Source organism: Bacillus salipaludis, from assembly GCF_030938565.1.
Lineage (GTDB): Bacteria > Bacillota > Bacilli > Bacillales > Cytobacillaceae > Neobacillus > Neobacillus salipaludis_A.
In genome coordinates this window covers 4,608,874-4,627,367 of the sequence record NZ_JAVGVR010000001.1, presented here as the reverse complement: position 1 = coordinate 4,627,367, position 18,494 = coordinate 4,608,874, and the positions used below count along the sequence as shown (strand labels likewise).

The 18,494-nt window shown below is 40.4% G+C and carries 19 protein-coding genes and 1 riboswitch; of the genes, 18 read left to right on the top strand and 1 reads right to left on the bottom strand.

The genetic code is table 11. The annotated features are described in order from the left end of the window. The first annotated feature begins 87 nt into the window (after positions 1 to 87). The gene (locus RCG21_RS22840; protein WP_308913818.1) at positions 88 to 669 is read left to right on the top strand and encodes a YkoP family protein; all 582 of its coding nucleotides are present in this window, start codon (positions 88 to 90) and stop codon (positions 667 to 669) included. A gap of 94 nt (positions 670 to 763) precedes the next feature. Next, positions 764 to 1,066, top strand: a complete 303-nt coding sequence (locus RCG21_RS22835; protein WP_308913817.1) for a hypothetical protein — start codon at positions 764 to 766, stop codon at positions 1,064 to 1,066. A 33-nt stretch (positions 1,067 to 1,099) separates the two neighbouring features. Here RCG21_RS22835 and RCG21_RS22830 read toward each other — a convergent pair whose 3' ends face one another. Next, a complete protein-coding gene (locus tag RCG21_RS22830) occupies positions 1,100 to 1,978 on the bottom strand; it encodes a VanW family protein (RefSeq protein ID WP_133337784.1) in 879 nt (292 codons plus the stop codon). A gap of 159 nt (positions 1,979 to 2,137) precedes the next feature. On the opposite strand from RCG21_RS22830, the gene RCG21_RS22825 reads away from it, so the two are divergent. The 16 genes from RCG21_RS22825 (at position 2,138) to RCG21_RS22750 (ending at position 18,490) form a co-directional block, all read left to right on the top strand. Further along, positions 2,138 to 2,677 carry a helix-turn-helix domain-containing protein gene (locus RCG21_RS22825; protein WP_133337782.1) on the top strand — a complete coding sequence of 180 codons (540 nt, stop codon included), beginning with the start codon at positions 2,138 to 2,140 and terminating at the stop codon, positions 2,675 to 2,677. Positions 2,678 to 2,698: 21 nt separating this feature from the next. Beyond that, the gene (locus RCG21_RS22820) at positions 2,699 to 3,676 is read left to right on the top strand and encodes an alpha/beta hydrolase (protein ID WP_308913816.1); all 978 of its coding nucleotides are present in this window, start codon (positions 2,699 to 2,701) and stop codon (positions 3,674 to 3,676) included. A gap of 147 nt (positions 3,677 to 3,823) precedes the next feature. Then, positions 3,824 to 4,018, top strand: a complete 195-nt coding sequence (locus tag RCG21_RS22815) for a hypothetical protein (RefSeq protein WP_133337778.1) — start codon at positions 3,824 to 3,826, stop codon at positions 4,016 to 4,018. Between the two features lie 93 nt (positions 4,019 to 4,111). After that, the gene (locus RCG21_RS22810; RefSeq protein WP_133337776.1) at positions 4,112 to 5,320 is read left to right on the top strand and encodes an acyl-CoA dehydrogenase; all 1,209 of its coding nucleotides are present in this window, start codon (positions 4,112 to 4,114) and stop codon (positions 5,318 to 5,320) included. A gap of 14 nt (positions 5,321 to 5,334) precedes the next feature. Next, positions 5,335 to 6,108: an SDR family oxidoreductase gene (locus RCG21_RS22805; protein ID WP_308913815.1), complete on the top strand. Its 774-nt coding sequence runs from the start codon at positions 5,335 to 5,337 to the stop codon at positions 6,106 to 6,108. 83 nt (positions 6,109 to 6,191) lie between these two features. After that, on the top strand, positions 6,192 to 6,758 hold the full coding sequence (locus RCG21_RS22800) for a TetR/AcrR family transcriptional regulator (protein ID WP_308913814.1): 567 nt from the start codon (positions 6,192 to 6,194) through the stop codon (positions 6,756 to 6,758). Between the two features lie 97 nt (positions 6,759 to 6,855). Continuing rightward, positions 6,856 to 7,923 carry a phosphotransferase family protein gene (locus tag RCG21_RS22795; RefSeq protein ID WP_308913813.1) on the top strand — a complete coding sequence of 356 codons (1,068 nt, stop codon included), beginning with the start codon at positions 6,856 to 6,858 and terminating at the stop codon, positions 7,921 to 7,923. A gap of 8 nt (positions 7,924 to 7,931) precedes the next feature. Further along, positions 7,932 to 8,906, top strand: a complete 975-nt coding sequence (locus tag RCG21_RS22790) for a quinone oxidoreductase family protein (protein WP_308913812.1) — start codon at positions 7,932 to 7,934, stop codon at positions 8,904 to 8,906. Positions 8,907 to 9,374: 468 nt separating this feature from the next. Next, a complete protein-coding gene (locus RCG21_RS22785) occupies positions 9,375 to 10,076 on the top strand; it encodes a response regulator transcription factor (RefSeq protein WP_133337766.1) in 702 nt (233 codons plus the stop codon). Beyond that, complete coding sequence (locus tag RCG21_RS22780; protein ID WP_133338062.1) at positions 10,066 to 11,490, top strand: sensor histidine kinase; 1,425 nt, start codon at positions 10,066 to 10,068, stop codon at positions 11,488 to 11,490. The genes RCG21_RS22785 and RCG21_RS22780 overlap by 11 nt, the downstream gene beginning before the upstream one ends. 161 nt (positions 11,491 to 11,651) lie before the next feature. Beyond that, positions 11,652 to 13,061: a S1C family serine protease gene (locus tag RCG21_RS22775; RefSeq protein WP_133337764.1), complete on the top strand. Its 1,410-nt coding sequence runs from the start codon at positions 11,652 to 11,654 to the stop codon at positions 13,059 to 13,061. A 55-nt stretch (positions 13,062 to 13,116) separates the two neighbouring features. After that, on the top strand, positions 13,117 to 13,530 hold the full coding sequence (locus tag RCG21_RS22770; RefSeq protein WP_308913811.1) for a hypothetical protein: 414 nt from the start codon (positions 13,117 to 13,119) through the stop codon (positions 13,528 to 13,530). 143 nt (positions 13,531 to 13,673) lie between these two features. Further along, a riboswitch (SAM riboswitch) is annotated at positions 13,674 to 13,782 on the top strand. 126 nt (positions 13,783 to 13,908) lie between these two features. Continuing rightward, on the top strand, positions 13,909 to 14,922 hold the full coding sequence (locus tag RCG21_RS22765; RefSeq protein ID WP_308913810.1) for a BMP family protein: 1,014 nt from the start codon (positions 13,909 to 13,911) through the stop codon (positions 14,920 to 14,922). A 92-nt stretch (positions 14,923 to 15,014) separates the two neighbouring features. Next, positions 15,015 to 16,541, top strand: coding sequence for an ABC transporter ATP-binding protein (locus RCG21_RS22760; RefSeq protein WP_308913809.1), 1,527 nt, complete (start codon positions 15,015 to 15,017; stop codon positions 16,539 to 16,541). After that, positions 16,516 to 17,586 carry an ABC transporter permease gene (locus RCG21_RS22755; RefSeq protein ID WP_308913808.1) on the top strand — a complete coding sequence of 357 codons (1,071 nt, stop codon included), beginning with the start codon at positions 16,516 to 16,518 and terminating at the stop codon, positions 17,584 to 17,586. The genes RCG21_RS22760 and RCG21_RS22755 overlap by 26 nt, the downstream gene beginning before the upstream one ends. Further along, positions 17,570 to 18,490 (top strand): ABC transporter permease, encoded by a 921-nt coding sequence (locus RCG21_RS22750; RefSeq protein WP_308913807.1) that lies wholly within the window; start codon positions 17,570 to 17,572, stop codon positions 18,488 to 18,490. Before RCG21_RS22755 ends, RCG21_RS22750 begins: the two co-directional genes overlap by 17 nt. Positions 18,491 to 18,494 lie beyond the last annotated feature (4 nt).

The following is an 18,494-nucleotide window of genomic DNA, read 5'->3' as shown; positions in this document are numbered from 1 at the left end:
TCCAAAAACATATCCTGACATTACCATAACTAAAAAGGTAATTCTTAAACATCCTAAAAAGGAACACTGGCAGAAGGAGAGCTGGCCATGAGGATACGCCTAGCGATTTTATGGATGTGGAAATTAATTGATCCATTATTTTATTTATGTTCACGATTACATTATATCCAGGAAGAGAATAAGAAAAAATCAATTTTTAGAGTGAGGATTACCAAATATAAAGGGAAAAACATCATTTTATCTGACGGTACGTTAATTTGCCGTAACGATCTTTTGATTAAGATTCATTTACACAATGTCCGGCTCCTAAATGAATATATAAAAATGAAAAATGACCTAAATCGGGCAAGACAGATTTATAAGACCGTTTTGAGGTCGATGCCCTCACTTGCCCGTTATGTAAACATGCATCCAAGAGAAACGCAAATTAAGGGGATCATTGGAATCACGACGATTAATAAAGGTGTTGTACCCTTAGGGTTTGAAACTTTTAGACCAAATAACCGCCTTTACCGGCGTGCCAAAAAAGTCGGCCAATTTCCTATTTTTCTGCTTACAAAATCATCCTTCAGAAATTTTCAAAAAAATAAACTGAATTATTTATTGATGTCTAAAGATAAGCTTTATCAACGGTATGGACGCAGTCTCCCAGCAAATAACAATCAATGAGTACATTCCCAAACATAAGCTCAGATTAAAGTGCACAAATTAAGCTACTGAAAGGGTAAAACCTTTTTATTATAATTCGAAGGAGTGCTTTGGTATGAGGAACGTTAACATGGAACCGTTTTTCAATATGTTTAAACGAAAACGAAAAAGTCGAGGGGCTATGTGGGCTTCCCTATTTGGTCTTGGTTTAAGTGCTGCTGTTTATGGAGTTACCCGAGGAAAACGAAAAATTTCAGCACTTTCTTTACAAAATATGCAAAATAATATGCAAAATAATATGCAAAATATGGTGAAAACCTTCACTCCGAAAACCAATATAGGTATGATGGATAACGCAGCATTAACAGAGTTTTCTGAGGAGTTATTAGAAAGCGCTTTAAGAAATAAAAGACAATAGTCGAAAAAAGTCCGCTCACAGGAGCGGACTTTTTCAATAAGGTGGATTTGGTACTTCTTTTGGCTGATAATTTATGACTTCAGAGGAATAAAGCTTAATGATTAATAAATTCCCTAATGTTTTAGCACGAATTAAAACCGGCTGATTGTATTTATTTTTAAATTCGAAATCAGGTCCAAACCAGCTGACGGTTGCATCGCGGCCTTTTGGGATGTAAGGAACCTCTCTGGTGTGTGAAAACCGCTGGACAATCTGCAGTCCTGCATTATCAACGGCATTAAAAAGGGTGGACGATACCTGACAAATTCCACCACCAATATCTTCAGCGTATTCCCCCCTTACAATAACGGGAGCCCGTAAATAACCTTTTTCCGCTGTTCTCTTTCCAACGACTTGGTTAAAGGAAAACTTCTCACCCGGAAAAATAACATAATTATTAATAGCCTTTGCCGCTAATTTAATATTATTGGTTCTCGTTTTATTCCCTGAATTAAAGGAGGTTACATATCGGCCAATTCTTTTACTTTTTATATCGGCTAACAATTCACTATCTACTCTTGGATATACAGGTAGCATGGGAATTTCGAGATTAACCGAGTTATTTCCAAAATAGAAAGCATAAAATTGTTCAGTAAAGGCTTTGCGGTAAACTTGGTATCCAACCTGCTCCGCTACAATATTCCCATTCTGATCAAGCATGGCGTCCTTTGATGGAACAGTGAGCTGTTGGTCCAACTGATCTAGAAAGGAATTGTATTTTTTTTCAGCAATAATTGGTAACCCGGGATATTGAAAGGAGAATTCTGCCCGTTTAACGACAGAAATGGTCCGGCCATCCTTTGTAATTGATAAAGTATCCTGCGGGAGCATTTGCCCAGTATAAACCATTAATCCTAATAACCAAGATAACATGATCAACCCTCCTCACTTTAGGATGGTTCGAAAAAATGATTTCATGTAATCAATTTGGAAAAAAATTAACTATTTTTCCATCTTTGCCTTTACAATTATCAAAAAGTATAATATTATCATTATCGAGAATGATAATAAAAAATAGGAGCATGTTTTAGAATGAAGGAATCAACCGTTGATGTGATATTGCATCCAGTTCGTATGAGAATTATACAGTGCTTAATAAACCAACAACTCACTGCCCAGCAATTGAAGGAATTGCTTCCAGATATCCCGCAGGCATCTTTATATCGGAACATAAAAAAATTAGCTGAAGCCGAAATTATTCATGTGATTGAGGAGATTCCGAATCGAGGAACCATCGAAAAAGTTTATTCCATTCAAAATCCGAATAAATCTTTAATCGGCCCTGAAGAAATCAATACATTACCCAAGGATGAGCAAATGGGGTTGTTTATTAAATTTATGGCTAATTTAATGGCGGAGTTTGAACAGTATTTACAGCAGGAAAAAAAAGATTTTGCTGCAGATGGAGTAACCTTCCGCCAGGCTTCCATTTATTTAAGTGATGAAGAATTTTCCGAGTTTGCTCAGGACTTAGTTAAGGCTTTTTCAAAAGTAATCAATAATAAACCTTCAAAAGAAAGAAGACGGAGAACCGTTGGCACCATTATTATTCCGGATAAAAAGAATAAATAAAATAATAGGGGGAATTCCAAAATGGAATTTAGGGAGAAGGACGTACTGATTCAAAGTAAGGTTGCGCTTAAAGGGACACTAAGTTTACCAAATGTGCGTGTAGAAAAGGGGCCGGCAATACTGATCTTAGGCGGTACAGGGAAATTGGACCGCAATGGAAAAGTAAATGAAAAGCTGGATTTAAAACTTTATCGCCAGTTAGCTGAATTCTTAACTTCTTTAGGATTCATTAGCTTGCGCTACGATAAGCGGGGAGTTGCAGAAAGCGAAGGGGATTATTATAAAACAGGACTTTGGGATTTAGTGGATGATGCCAGAGCCGGAGTTCAATTTTTGAAAAATCTACCTGAGGTCAACCCTGATCAAGTAATGGTGTTAGGTCACAGCGAAGGAAGTATGATCGGGACGTTAGTAGCTGCAAGAGAAGAATTAGCAGGGGCCATTTTGCTTTCCGGGGCAGTTGCAAACCTGAGCGAGGCATTAAAATATCAACGGGATATTGCGAGCCAAGACGTGATGAAGTTAAAAGGCTTTCAAGGATTTTTACTGAGAATGCTTGGAGTTCAAAATAAAATTGAAAAACAAGCTAAAAAGTTTACAGATAAAGTTCTTAGTTCGAATAAAGAGGTAATGAAAGTCGGCTTTTCGAAAATAAACGCAAAGTGGATGCGGGAACATTTTCAACACAATATAAGAGAGGACTTAGCGAAAGTAACATGTCCGATTCTTGCGATTACAGGGGCAAGAGATATCCAAGCAAACCCAAATGATTTAGAGGATCTTTCCAAATACGTACAGGGTGAATCAGAATACTACATTGTCGAAAATATGGGGCATTCCTGTAAGTTTCAAGAGAAAACATCGAATATTCTTTCAGTAAAGAAGGATATCATCTCGGATGGCAATTTGCCCATTCATCCTGAACTATTAGTAGTACTGGAGAAATGGCTGGAAAAACAATGTACGTTCAATTACTCTGATGAGCCGATTATTATATAATGGTAAAAACAGTGGGGGATAAATAGTCTCTCACTTTTTTTAAAAAATCAATGAAAAATATGTAGAAAAATAGTATAGTAGCAGTAGTTATAACAGAAGGATAGCTTATGCTAGCAGAAAGCTATCCTATATATAGGAGTGGAAAACATGACGGAAAATGGACGTGTCCAATTAAATGTAAGAGTATCGAAGGAAATTGCTGTAAAGCTGGATGAAATTGTCGAATATTATCAGGAAAACTTGAAAGTAGGCCGGGTATATAAGGGTGATGTTTTAACAGATATTATCGAAAAGTACTATGAAGTGATGAAAAAACAGAAACAAATGAATAAAAGATTTTAGAATATTTACAAAATTGTTTGAATATTAAAATCCAGAGAGTATAATTATACCTATAACATACCAACTGGTTAGTATGTAGAAAGAGGTGGAAAAGTGGACTTTTCATATTCTCAAAGAGTGAGAGATTTACAACAGAAATTAAATGATTTCATGGAAGCATTTATTTACCCAAACGAGCATGTATATGAACAACAATTAAATCAACAGGAGAGCCGCTGGAGTGCAGTGCCGCCCATCATGGAGGAATTGAAGGAAAAAGCAAAAACGGTTGGTCTTTGGAATCTATTTTTACCGGAGAGTGAATACGGGGCAGGCCTGACAAATCAAGAATATGCACCACTATGTGAAATAATGGGGCGTTCCTTGATAGGTCCTGAGGTGTTTAATTGCAATGCACCTGATTCGGGAAATATGGAAGTTCTTGTCCGGTATGGCTCCGAACAACAAAAAGAACAGTGGTTAAAGCCGTTATTAACAGGCGAAATCCGCTCCTGTTTTTCGATGACGGAACCGGATGTAGCTTCATCGGATGCGACCAATATTGAGGCTAGAATCGAACGGGATGGCGATGAATATGTTATCAATGGACGGAAATGGTGGTCTTCAGGTGCTGGAGATCCGCGTTGTAAAATTGCGATTGTCATGGGGAAAACGGATCCGAATGCCAATCGTCATGAGCAGCAATCTATGATTCTTGTACCACTCGATACTCCTGGGGTGACAATTGAACGGATGCTGCCGGTATTCGGCTATGATCATGCCCCGCACGGACACGGTGAAATCACTTACGAAAATGTCCGTGTTCCGGCAGGTAACATTATTTTGGGAGAAGGAAAGGGATTTGCGATTGCTCAGGGGCGTCTCGGCCCAGGGCGCATCCATCACTGTATGCGGTTGATTGGGGCGGCGGAGCGAGCGCTTAAAGAATTATGTAAGCGCGTCCAAAGTAGGGTGGCCTTTGGGAGACCATTATCAAGCCAAGGGGTGATTTGTGAATGGATTGCCGATTCGCGTATGGAGATTGAACAAGCGAGACTGCTAACGCTAAAGGCTGCCTATATGATGGACACAGTCGGGAATAAAGTGGCGAAAACAGAAATTGCAATGATCAAAGTGGTTGCGCCTTCCATGGCCCTTCGGGTAATTGATCGTGCTATTCAAGCATTTGGAGCCGCAGGTGTTTCGGGTGACTTCCCGCTTGCCGCTTTATGGGCAAATTCCCGGACCTTACGTCTTGCAGATGGACCAGATGAAGTCCACAGAGCACAGGTTGCCAAGCTTGAATTAAAAAAATATCAATAAAGGAGAATCGTAAAATGGAAGTATTAAAACTTTTTGATTTAACGGGTAAAACAGCGATTGTTACAGGAGGAGGCCGCGGCCTTGGTGCCCAAATTGCCCAAGGTTTTGCAGAAGCGGGGGCAAATGTTGTTCTATGCTCACGAATGGTGGAGGCGTGCCAAGAAGTGGCTGGGCAGTTGGAAAAACTAGGGGTAAAAACGCTTGCACTTAAATGTGATATTGCCAATCCGGAGGATGTGGCCCATGTTATTGCAGAAACCAAAAAGGCTTTTGGTTCGATTGATATCCTTGTTAATAACAGTGGGGCAACATGGGGCGCACCTGCAGCAGAAATGCCGCTTGAAGCTTGGAAAAAGGTCATTGATGTCAATGTAACCGGAACCTTTTTGATGAGTCAGGCAGTGGGAAAAGAGATGATTGAACAGCGGTCAGGAAAAATTATCAATATTGCTTCCGTTGCCGGATTTGGCGGAACCGACCCAAGATTAATGGATGCGATTGGCTATAACACGAGCAAGGGGGCCGTTATAACATTTACAAAGGATCTCGCCGTGAAGTGGGGGAAATACAATATTCATGTGAATGCAATTGCCCCTGGGTTCTTCCCAACGAAAATGTCAAAGGGATTAATTGAACATGGAAAAGAAGCGATCTTGGCGGGAACCCCTTTACGCCGATTTGGTACAGATGACGATTTAAAAGGCGCCGCACTGTTTCTTGCCTCAAATGCCTCAAACTATGTTACGGGTAATATATTAGTAGTTGATGGCGGAACAGCAGCAATGTAAAAAACGAAAATGCGTATAAGGGAGCGATCCAGAGATATGGTATAATTTTCTTTAGATTTATTACAGATTGCGGGGACATAGGTGTGAAAGAAAAAATTACAGAACAAAGCATCCGTTTATTTGAAAAAAAGGGCTTCAGCGAAACGTCCATACAGGATTTAGTTGAGTCAATTGGTGTCACAAAAGGAACGTTTTATTATTATTTTTCCAGTAAAGAAGAATTACTTTTAGATATCCATCTTGGCTATATCAATGAATTGCTGCAGCACCAGGAACGGATTTTAAACGACAACAGCAAAAGCTGTAAGGAAAAATTATTTGAGATTGTCCGTATGCTGATTACGAATATTAAAACCCAGGGACAGGCAGCAAAAATCTTTTTCAGAGAAATGAAGAATCTAAGTGAAGAACGCCTTGCCATTGTTGTCCCAAAAAGAGATCAATTCCGTTTAAATATTGAAGGCTTGATCATTGAAGGGATGAAGCTCGGCGAATTCCGTCCCGATTTAAATGCTTCTATCATTACGTTTGGGATTCTTGGGATTACGAATTGGAGCTATCAGTGGTTTAATCCAAGCGGTAAATCCTCTGACAGCGAGGTTGCTGAAATTTTTGTGGAAATGATTCTAAAAGGAATTCAAGTAAAATAAATCGATGTAGAGGGTATTTTACACCTTTCTACGATCGTTTTCATACTGACTAGTTAGTATGAAATATGAATTTGGTGAACGAAAGTGGAGGGATACGATGCCACATCAAATAAGTCATGATACTATTCCGGTTCGAAAAGGTGAGTGCTTAAATCTTCCTATTCTTGAACAGTTTTTACGGGCTAATATTGAAAATTTGCCGAATCATCCACTTGAAGTTTTGCAATTTTCGGCCGGTCACTCGAATTTAACCTATCAATTAAGGATCGGGAATTGGGAAGCGGTGCTTAGACGTCCTCCTTTAGGTCCGGTTGCCCCCAAAGCCCATGATATGAAAAGAGAGTGTAAAATCCTTTCTGAACTTCATCCGATTTTTCCTGTGGCACCGAAACCGATATTATTTTCCAATAGGCTAGAGATTGTGGGCAGTCCGTTTTTTATTATGGAAAGGAAAAAAGGGATCGTTCTTGATAGTTCTTTTCCAGAGGGTGTTGGGGTAACGAAGGAGCTTTGCCGTCAGATTTCTGAAGTGATGGTTGAAAAGCTTGTTAAACTGCACTCGATTGATTATCAACAGACAGGTCTTGCCGAAATAAGCAAACCAGCGGGGTTTATGGAAAGACAGGTCCATGGCTGGATAGGAAGATATGAACGTTCTAAGACAGATGAGGTAGCTGAAGTGAATAGATTAATGAAATGGCTGGTGGATCATACTCCTAAAAAACACGAGGCAGCCATCATTCATTACGATTATAAATTGAATAACGCGATGTTTAATGAAAAGTTAACTGAAATGGTAGGTTTATTTGATTGGGAGATGACAACAGTCGGCGACCCGCTCGTTGATTTAGGGGCGGCGATGAGTTATTGGATTCAAGCGGATGATCCAGATTTATTGAAAAACGCATTTGGAAAGCCGCCGGTAACAGTTTTGGATGGATTTTTAGCAAGAAATGAATTTATTGATTTATATGCGAAAAAGAGTGGGCGGGATGTATCTACTATTCATTTCTATTTAACTTTTGCTTACTTTAAGCTTGCGGTGATTTGCCAGCAAATCTATTACCGCTATCAAATGGGGCAGACAACTGATTCACGTTTCGCTCATTTTAATCAATTTGTGAAAAGCCTTATTCAGCATGCCGCAGGAATTCGAGGAAAGTAGGAGATAAGATGAAAGTAATACAATTTAGTGAATATGGCGGTCCAGAAGTTCTTCAATTGGTGGAAAAAGAAAAGCCTGTACCAACTGGCCGTAATGTGTTAATTGAAATTAAAGCTATTGGCGTTAATTATGCGGACACCGCACGAAGGGAAGGTCAGTATGTGGTACCAACTCCGCTGCCATTTGTTCCGGGGGCAGAAATTGCCGGTGTAGTTAGCAAGGTGGGTGATCAAGTTAAAAATGTGTCGCCTGGCGATCGGGTTGTGACCTTGATTGAATCGGGCGGATATGCGGAATTTGCAGTTGTGGATGAACAATCCTTGATTCCCCTTCCTGAACAATTAGATTTCCGGACTGCAGCTGCTTTGCCACTCCAAGGCCTGAGTGCTTATCATATCTTAAAAACAATGGGGCGGTTGGAGAAGGGCGAAAGTGTTCTAATTCATGCGGCTGCGGGCGGTGTTGGGACGATTGCCGTTCAGCTGGCGAAATTGTTTGGTGCTGGGAAGGTGATTGCGACGGCAAGCAGTGCTGAAAAGTTGTCGCTTGCAGCGGAGATGGGGGCAGATGTTTTAGTCAATTATACCGAGGAAGATTGGGGGCTGCAGGTTCTAGAAGCGACCGGTGGCAGGGGTGTTGATGTTGCGCTTGAAATGGCGGGCGGAGAGGTGTTTAATAAAACGCTGAAATGTCTTGCTACTTTTGGCAGATTAGTGATTTATGGGGTGGCGAGCGGTGAGCAGAACCGTTTTTATCCGTCTAGCTTGATGGCACGAAATCAATCGGTCATTGGGTTTTTCTTGCCGCAAATAATGAGAAAACCGGAGTTACTGCAGCCGAGTTTGATGGAGTTACTTACTTATCTTGGGGACGGCAAGCTTAAGCTTACAATTGGGGGCGTTTACCCATTGCGGGAAGCTGCTTCTGTTCATCGTATGCTCCAGTCTCGAAAGACTAGCGGTAAGTTGATTTTGGAGCCGTGAATTTATGGGGGAGTAAGTTAGTTGGTTGGTGCCCGTGCAGGTGGAAAATCGATTGTAGCGGGTACTGACAGGGTCTAATAGTACCCGTACAGATGAAAAAACGAGTTGCGCGGGCACTGACAAGGGTTCATGGTGCCTGTGCAGTTGTAAAAAAGAGTTGGCCGGGCACTATAAAAATGGGAATTTTAGAATTTGTAATTTTTTTACATTAACAGGCGGCAAAAATAGCAGCATCAAGCCATCAAACTATCACCAATAGCCCCGATAAACGACAAAATCACAACTCCCAATAGTAAAATTCTCTGAAAAACCAAATACCTCACACAAAACTTCCTCACCAATCCCAATTATTAATAAACTATGAACAAAGTTTTAAAGAGTATGTAAGAAATCCTCCATTTGGTTGATAAGCTCTAAAATTGGTATACACTTGAAATAGGTAGTTTTTTATGTAGGAGATGAATCATATTGAAAATACTCGTGATTGAAGATAATAAAAGTGTATGCACAATGATTGAAATGTTTTTTGCAAAAGAAGGAATACAAGGAGAATTTATCAATAACGGCCTAGAAGGCTATAACCGTTTTAAAAGCGAAACCTGGGACGCACTCATTGTCGATTGGATGCTACCGGGAATGGACGGAGTCACCATTTGCCGGAAAATTAGAGAAGATAAACATTCGGTGCCCATTATTATGCTAACCGCAAAAGACAGCGAGTCAGACCAGGTACTTGGCCTGGAAATGGGTGCCGACGATTACGTAACAAAGCCGTTTAGTCCTCTCACATTAATGGCAAGAATCAAAGCGGTAACACGGAGATTTCAAAACCAAGTAACAGATCCCCAAGAGGAATTTCTTGAGACCGAGCATTTTAAAATCAGCAAAAATACCCGAGAGGTAATTGTCGACGGGGAGAACATCACCAATTTAACGCCAAAAGAATTTGATTTGTTATATTATATGATCGAGCATCCAAAGCAAGTTTTCTCAAGAGAACAGCTGTTGGAAAGAGTCTGGGGCTACCAGTTTTACGGTGATGAACGGACCGTTGATGTTCATATTAAAAGGCTGCGGAAAAAAGTTGAAATGACAGGAAAACCTTTCTTCCACACTGTATGGGGAGTTGGATATAAATTCGATGAGTCGATTAAAACGGATGAAATTTAGGTATGCCTATCAACAATTTTTTAGCCATATTAGCATAATAATTGTTGCTTTTTTAGTTTTAAGTCTATTGTTTGCCCATTATATTGAAAGTTTGGTCTATGAAAATAAGGCGGATGAGCTGGTTTCATATGGCAAGGCCATTATATCCGATATTGACCACAATCCAGAGGATACTGGCCGAATTATCAATCAATACAGCACTGTCTTATCCAAAAGGAAAATGACCTTTAGTATGTTCGATCAAGGTTTTAATCTCTACTCGGTGGGTAAACGCGGGCCGACCATTACCAATTTAGAACCCGAACAATTAAGGGAGATCGCCAAAGGCCATACCCTTGTGGTCAATGCCGATTATAAAACCTTTGGTTCAGAAGGCGTAACCTTTGTCGTGAAACCGTATATAAATAATGGGCGATTTTACGGTGGTATTCTTATAGCTTCACCAATTAGCGGAACAAGTGCGATGATTGAAAAAGTTAATCAATTTTTACTCTATACCATTCTCATTGCACTGGGAGTTTCATTTTTACTTAGCTGGCTATTATCTAGATTACATGTAAATCGAATTAAACGGCTCCAAGAAGCAACATCGCAAGTATCAGCGGGGAATTACCACGTCAATGTGCCTGCTTCCAACTTTGATGAAATCGGTGAATTAGCCAGCGACTTTAACCGTATGGTCAATAAAATCAACCGTTCTATGGAAGAAATTGAAAGCTTGGAAAATCGGAGAAGGCAGTTTATGTCCGATGTTTCGCATGAATTACGAACCCCCTTAACGACCATCAGCGGGGTGATTGAAGGACTGAAAAACAATATGATTCCTGAGGGAGATAAGGAAAAAGGAATCAATCTTGTCAGTCAGGAAGCGAAACGATTGATCCGCCTCGTCAATGAAAACCTGGATTATGATAAAATCCGCTCGAATCAAATCCAGTTGTTCCGTGAAGATATACAGCTGCAGGAAGTGCTTGAAATTATTCAAGAGCAATTATATCTGCAAGCAGAAGAGAAAAGTAATCAAATTATTGTGGAAGCAGACCCTGATGTACATGTGAATGCGGATTATGACCGCCTCATTCAAATTTTGATTAACATCACTAAAAATAGTATCCAATTCACAACAAATGGAACGATTTGGCTGAGAGGCAGGTCGGAACAAAACGATACGATTATTGAAATTGAAGATACTGGAGTGGGTATTGACCCGAAAGAAGTTGAGAATATTTGGCATCGCTTTTATAAAGCGGATATCTCAAGAACCAGTAACCCATACGGAGAATTTGGCTTAGGGCTTTCGATTGTAAAACAATTGATTGTTCTTCATAACGGGGAAATTGATGTTTTTAGTGAAAAAGACAAAGGAACAAAATTCATCATTCGTTTTAAAAATGAAAAGAATGCTGCGGTGTAAAAGCTGCAGCTTTTTCATATGGAGAAAATAGTCGAGTTTTCATATTTTTTCTTGTATTATTACAAAACCATTTAAAGTTTGTTAATAATTTCGTCATATTTGTTGGATAAAGTAAGAATAAATACATGATTCAATAATAAGCAAAAGGAGATCGAAAGCTTATGAATTATAAAGATGATTTAAACCCAGAAAACGAACAAAACGAAACCCAATCCATTGACCTTACCATGCCGGCAAGCTCGCAAAACGAATCGGACGCAGAAAAACCAAATGTTGACCAAGAAACCAACACACATGATTTTGGCCGATCTGCCTATGAGGCTCATCATACACAAGAAACAAATTACAGAGAATATACTACAGCCTCTCATGGTGGAGAAGCAACCCGTTCCAAAGAAGAACCGAAACCCAACAATAAAAGAAATTTAAAAGGTTTCGCCTCAACCTTAGCTGCAGGTGTAATCGGGTCGGTATTGACCTTAACGATTCTACCGCATACAGACTATATGAAAAATTATTTTGAGAAAGCAGATAACCAATCTGCTGCAACGGAAGTAAAAGCAGTGACGGCACAGCCAACGGTGGCAAAAAGTTCGGGTGCATCCATTGCCGATACAGTTGAAAAGGTCTCAAAAGCTATAGTCGGAATTGAAAACTATCAAAAACAGCAAAATAGTGATTTCTTTGGTAATTCCAGCCCCTCCTCTCAAAGTGTTGAAACAGGCTCTGGATCTGGGGTGATTTTTCAAAAAAATAATAATGATGCCTATATCGTAACCAATAACCACGTAGTCGAAGGGGCTTCAAAACTTGAAATTTCTTTATATAATGGTGAAAAAACAAAGGCAGAGGTCGTTGGTACCGATGCTTTAACGGACTTGGCTGTCTTAAAAATTGATGCAAAATATGTGAATGCAACCGCAAGCTTTGGGGATTCATCCACACTTCGACCTGGTGATCAAGTGTATGCAATCGGTAATCCGCTGGGACTTGACCTTTCTAGAACAGTAACACAGGGAATTATCAGTGCAACCAACCGCAGCATTGCAGTTGATACCTCGGCAGGAAGCTGGGACACAAATGTCATTCAAACCGATGCTGCCATTAATCCGGGGAATAGCGGTGGTGCGTTAATCAATTCACAAGGACAGGTAATTGGCATTAACAGCCTAAAGATTTCAGAGAACGGTGTCGAAGGTTTGGGCTTTGCGATCCCGAGTAATGACGCGATTCCAATTGTTAATCAATTGATAAAAAATGGAAAAATTGAACGTCCATATATCGGCATTGGTCTTGAAGATTTAGATCAAATTCCTCAAATTTATTGGCAAAACCTGCCTAGCAGTGTCCAAAAGGGCGTGATGATTACGCAAGTGGATCCGCATTCAGCTGCTTCAAGTTCTGGGCTCGAAGTGAAGGATGTTATTGTTTCCATGAATGGCACGAAAATTGGTTCCTCTTCCGAATTACGTAAATATTTATATACGAAAGTGAATGTAGGAGATACCGTAAAGTTTGGGGTATACCGCAATGGCAAGCTCAAAACGATCGATGTAAAGCTATCTAAATAAGCTTTCATGTTTTGATGCAAAATAAGACCTAAAGAATCACGTCAGAGGTGATGAGATGAATCGGGTCGGAAAATATGCGAGCGGAAAGAATGTAGAGGATACCGAGCTGTTAAAAATGGTTCTGGATCTTCCAGAGAAGGATAAAATGCTGATGTGGTCTGAAGGGTATATCGACATTGTCATCGGAAAATTACCGGAATATGGGCAAGATATTTTGGTGAATCGCAAGAAGAAATGGGAAGACACGAAGGCTTATTATCAGGATCAGCTGGAAGACATTCTTTCAAAGGAAGAGGTAAAGTTGAAAATGAAGAGCGAACGCAAAGAGTTCGCTCTTTTTGTCATGCAGCATTATAAGGAATTTCAATCCTTATTGTTTTTATGCTATGACGGGAATTTAAAAGATGTTGATTTAAGGAAATTTGTTTTTCGCAGGCGATATGGTTCAAGAAAATCATATATAAGATAGTTTACAAGTAATAATTTAAAATTTTTAAAATTTTTAAAAAAAGTATATTTACTTTTTCGGTTTAAAGTTGTAAACTTTAAAATAATTCAGGCATAAACACTATTGATATAGTAAAAATAAGTTATTTTTAAAAAATAAATAATTCCTTATCGCGAGTGGTGGAGGGACAGGCCCTATGAAACCCGGCAACCGCTGTTTGATTCAAACAGAAGGTGCTAAATCCTGCAGAGTACATACTCTGAAAGATAAGGGAGAGTCGAGGTGAAAAAGTGCTCTTCCTTTATGGGAAGGGCACTTTTTTTGCTCTACATCATCATGGTTAACTTTTTCCTAAAAAAGGAAGGAATTATATTATAAAAATAAATAAGGGGGATCATCATGAAGAAACTAGCATTAATAGTTACGATTTTTGTCTTTTTGTTAGCAGGCTGCTCAGGGGCAAATTCTTCTTCTTCAAAAAGCAAGGAGAAAGGTTCAGAAAAGAAGCGTGTTGCGTTAATTTTACCGGAAAAAATTGGGGTTAACCCTTTCTTCCAACAAATGGATGAAGGCGCTAAAAAGGCTGGAAAAGAATTTAACGTTGATGTAAAAACCATTGAGTCAACTGACCAAGCAGCAATTGAACAAAATCTTCGTACAGCTGTAGCGGAGAATTACGATTTGATCATTACTTCTTCCTTTGAGTCAGAAGATGCTTTAAAGAAAGTGGCAACTGAAAATCCAAATAAACAATTTGCCATCATTGATACAACCGTTGATTTACCAAACGTCCGCAGTGTAACTTTCCGTGAACAAGAAGCAGCTTACCTTTTAGGAGCAGCTGCAGGTCTTGCGACTAAAACGAATAAAGTCGGGATGGTTGTAGCCATCGATGCACCGTTAATGAAGAAATGGACAGGCGGATTCCAAGAAGGATTGAAAGCAACAAATCCAAAAGCACAATTTCTTGTAAACTATGTTGGCAGCTTTACAGACCCAGCAAAGGCAAAAGAACTTGCCCTGCTTCAAGCCTCTAAGGGTGCAGATTTTGTTGCAGGTGCTTCAGCCGTTGGTGATTTAGGAGTATTTGAAGCAGCAAAAGAAAAAGGATTCTTTACTTCCGGACAAGATGTTGACCGAACCGAAGTGGATCCAAAGCATGTTGTTCTTTCTCAATTAAAGGGAACGGATGCGGCTGCCTACGAAACCATTAAAGATTTCGCAAAAGGCTCATACAAAGCAGGAGTGGTTTCCTATGGCTTGAAGGAAGATGGAGTCGGGCTAACGTATGTAACAAAAGAAAGCAAGAGTCCGCTTAATCCATTTGTTGGACAAGCGAATATCGATAAGGTAAAAGCCATTAAAGATGACATCATTTCCGGTAAAGTAACGGTAACAGACCCGTTAAAATAATCGCTTAATGCATAGTAGGGAAGCTATCTAAAGATTTTTAGAAGATAGCTTCCCTTTCACCATGAAAAACAGGTTTAAAGGGGGAAAAAAGGATGCCTCGATTGGAAATGAAAAACATGACAAAGCGTTACGGGAATTTTGAGGCAAACTCTGATGTATCGTTTACCTTAAATCCCGGGGAAGTCCATGCTATCGTTGGGGAAAACGGGGCAGGAAAAACTACACTTATGCGCATGTTATATGGATTAGAACAGCCGAGTGCCGGCACTATTTTGCTGGATGGCAAGAAGGTTGACTTTAAGAGTCCATTAGATGCTCTAAGTCATGGCATCGGCATGGTTCATCAGCATTTTATGTTAATTCCAAATTTAACGGTGACAGAAAATATTGTCATTGGCCGCGAGCCTAAGAAGGCAGGATTTTTTAATCGTAAGAAAGCGGCTGAATTGGTTTCGGAGGTTTCAAACAATTTTGGAATTCCTGTTAGACCAACCGTTAAGGTGTCGGAGTGTTCTGTCGGGGAACAGCAGCGCATCGAAATTGTCAAAGTCCTTTACCAAGGGGCCGACATCATCATTTTGGACGAACCGACAGCGGTGTTAACCCCTTTAGAGGTAAAAGAATTGCTGAAGACGATTCGGTTTTTAGCAGAAAAGGGGAAGAGCATCATCCTTATTACCCACAAGCTGCATGAAGTAATGGAAGTGGCAGATCGGGTAACGGTATTAAGAGGAGGTAAGGTAACAGGAACTTTTCAAATCGCGGATACGAATGCAGATGAATTAGCGAAAAGGATGGTTGGCCGGGACCTCGTTCAATTAAAGGATCGTAAACAAACAGTTGGAAATGAGTTCCTTAAGGTTCAGGGAATAACGGTCCAAGGGAAATCCGAAAAACCTTTACTCGATGGTATTACCTTTTCTGTTTCTGAGGGTGAGATTGTCGGGATTGCCGGTGTTTCCGGCAATGGCCAATCCGAATTGCTTCAGGCGATATCGGGACTGATCGAGGTGGAGCAAGGCAGGATTGAACTAGGGGGAACAGAGATTACTCTTTCGTCCGTTAAGTATAGAAGAGAAGCGGGTTTAGCCCATATCCCGGAAGACCGCTATTTATGGGGGGCGGCAAAAGAGGCAAGTGTCGAAGAAAATGCCTTTATGGGATACCATCGTAACCCTGTTTTTTCGAAAAAGAATTGGTTATTAAAAAGAGATTTTCAACAAATCGTCAAAAAATGGATTGGCAAATATTCAATAAAGGCTGGTGACTTAAACAACAACGCCGGGAATTTATCTGGCGGAAATTTACAAAAACTGATCGTTGCCAGAGAGCTCGGACACGAGACACCATTTCTCATCGCTGCTGAACCGACAAGAGGGGTTGATATCGGTGCAATGGAGGTCATTCATGATGCCCTTATGGAAAAACGAAACGAGGGTGGAGCGATTCTTCTCGTCTCTTCTGAGTTAACGGAAATTATGACTTTATCGGACCGAATCCTTGTTATGTATGAAGGCAGAGTGGTTGGGGAGTTATCCGGGAAAGAGGCAACCGAAGAAAAATTAAGTATTTTGATGGCAGGAGGAACTTTAAATGAATCGATTGAGACAACAGCTTAATGCCCTAATACAGCCGATTCTAGCCATCGTTCTTGGCCTGATTGTTGGTATGGCGGCCATTCAAATCGTCCATGGATCGATTATCCAAACCTATACCGAAATGTGGAATGGCGCCTTTGGGAACTTCTATTTCGTTACTTCCACTTTAGCGAGAGCGACTCCAATTTTACTCATTGCCCTAGGTGTCGGGTTTGCATTTCGAGCTGGGGTCTTTAATCTTGGTGCGGAAGGGCAGCTGGTTTTTGGCGGAATTGCTGCAGCCTTAACGGCGTTGTATTTACCCGGACCATTCGTTGTGAAAATGATCGGTGCCCTTTTGGCAGGAATTATGGCGGGAGGAGTATGGTCACTATTAGCCGGCTGGATGGAGTTAAAGTTTAAGGTTCAATTGGTTATTTCTACCTTGCTCTTAAACTATATTGCTACTTATTTTGCTAGTTATCTAGTTTCAAAACCGTTTCAAGACCGGACCGGATCGGCTGCATTAGCCCAGACCAAAATGCTTGATGCACATCTCTGGCTGCCAAAATTATTTGCGGGTATGCCCTTGCACCTTGGATTTGTCTTCGCTATCCTATTTGCCCTCGTGTTATATATTTGTTTCCGATTTACTTCGACAGGGTATCAAATTTCCATGCTGGGAAAAAATCCTTTTTTTGCGTCCTATGGGGGGATTCATAAGCAAAAAATTATGCTACTCTCGATGTTTATCAGCGGGGCTTTATCAGGACTTGCCGGTACGTTTGAAATTATGGGGACACATTACCGTTTTATTGACGGTGCCTTAACTGCTCCAAGCTATGCCTGGACAGGCTTAATGGCTGCCTTATTGGCCAATTCGAATCCGATTGGGACCATCTTTACATCGATTTTACTTGCTGCATTGCAGACAGGAGCGATGGGAGTAGAACGAAATACAGATGTACCGCTTGAGATTTCTAGCGTGATTCAGGCCGTCATTATTCTATTTATATCAGCTAAGTTTGCTTTTAAAGGCTTTAAAGTCATCAAGAAAAGGAGGAAGGCAGATGGAGCAGCTGTTTGATGTTTCGTTGTTAAGTTCAACCATCCGCATGGTGGCTCCGATTCTGTTAGCTGCACTTGGCGGAATGCTTTGCACCCGGGTCGGAATTTTTAATGTGGGCTTAGAAGGGCTGATCATAACAGGTGCCTTCACAGCGGTTGTTGGAAATTACTATACTCATAACCTAATTTTAGCTGTCCTCATGGCCGCAGCGAGCAGTGTGCTGCTTTCACTTTTATTTGGCTTTATGACGATTAAAATGAAGGCCAATGAAATTGTGGTTGGGGTCGCGATTAACTTTTTAGGATTAGGCCTGACGACTTTCTTTTTACGAACGATCTTTCATGTGAAAGGTGCGTATTACAACAAAGATATGGAGGGCTTACCTCACTGGAAGATCCCAGTGATCGATAAAATTCCTTTTTTTGGTGATGTTTTTTCTGGGCACTCCCCATTAGTTTATTTGGCCATTATTCTAGCCATTTTATTCTATATCTTTTTTTACAAAACCGTTGCAGGTTTTCGTATGCTTGCTGTTGGATTCAATGCAGCAGCTTCCAAAACAGTCGGTATAAAAGTACAGACCTGGCAATACTTAGCCATTGCCTTATGCGGTGCGCTTTGCGGGCTTGCAGGTGCACAGCTTTCCCTAGGGCAGGTAACGATGTTCTCAGAAGGTATGAGTTCCGGCAGGGGATTTATTGCATTGGTGGCAATGATGCTGGGACAGTCACATCCAATTGGAGTATTGGCTTCAAGTCTATTATTTGGATTAATGGATGCATTAAGTACAAGATTACAAGGTTTATCGGTACCGACTCAATTTACAATGATGATCCCGTTTGTCTTAACACTTCTCGCCATGTTCTTCTTAAAGGATAAGGGCGTCGATCAAAATCAATCAGGCCAGCAAAGCTCTAGGTAAGGAG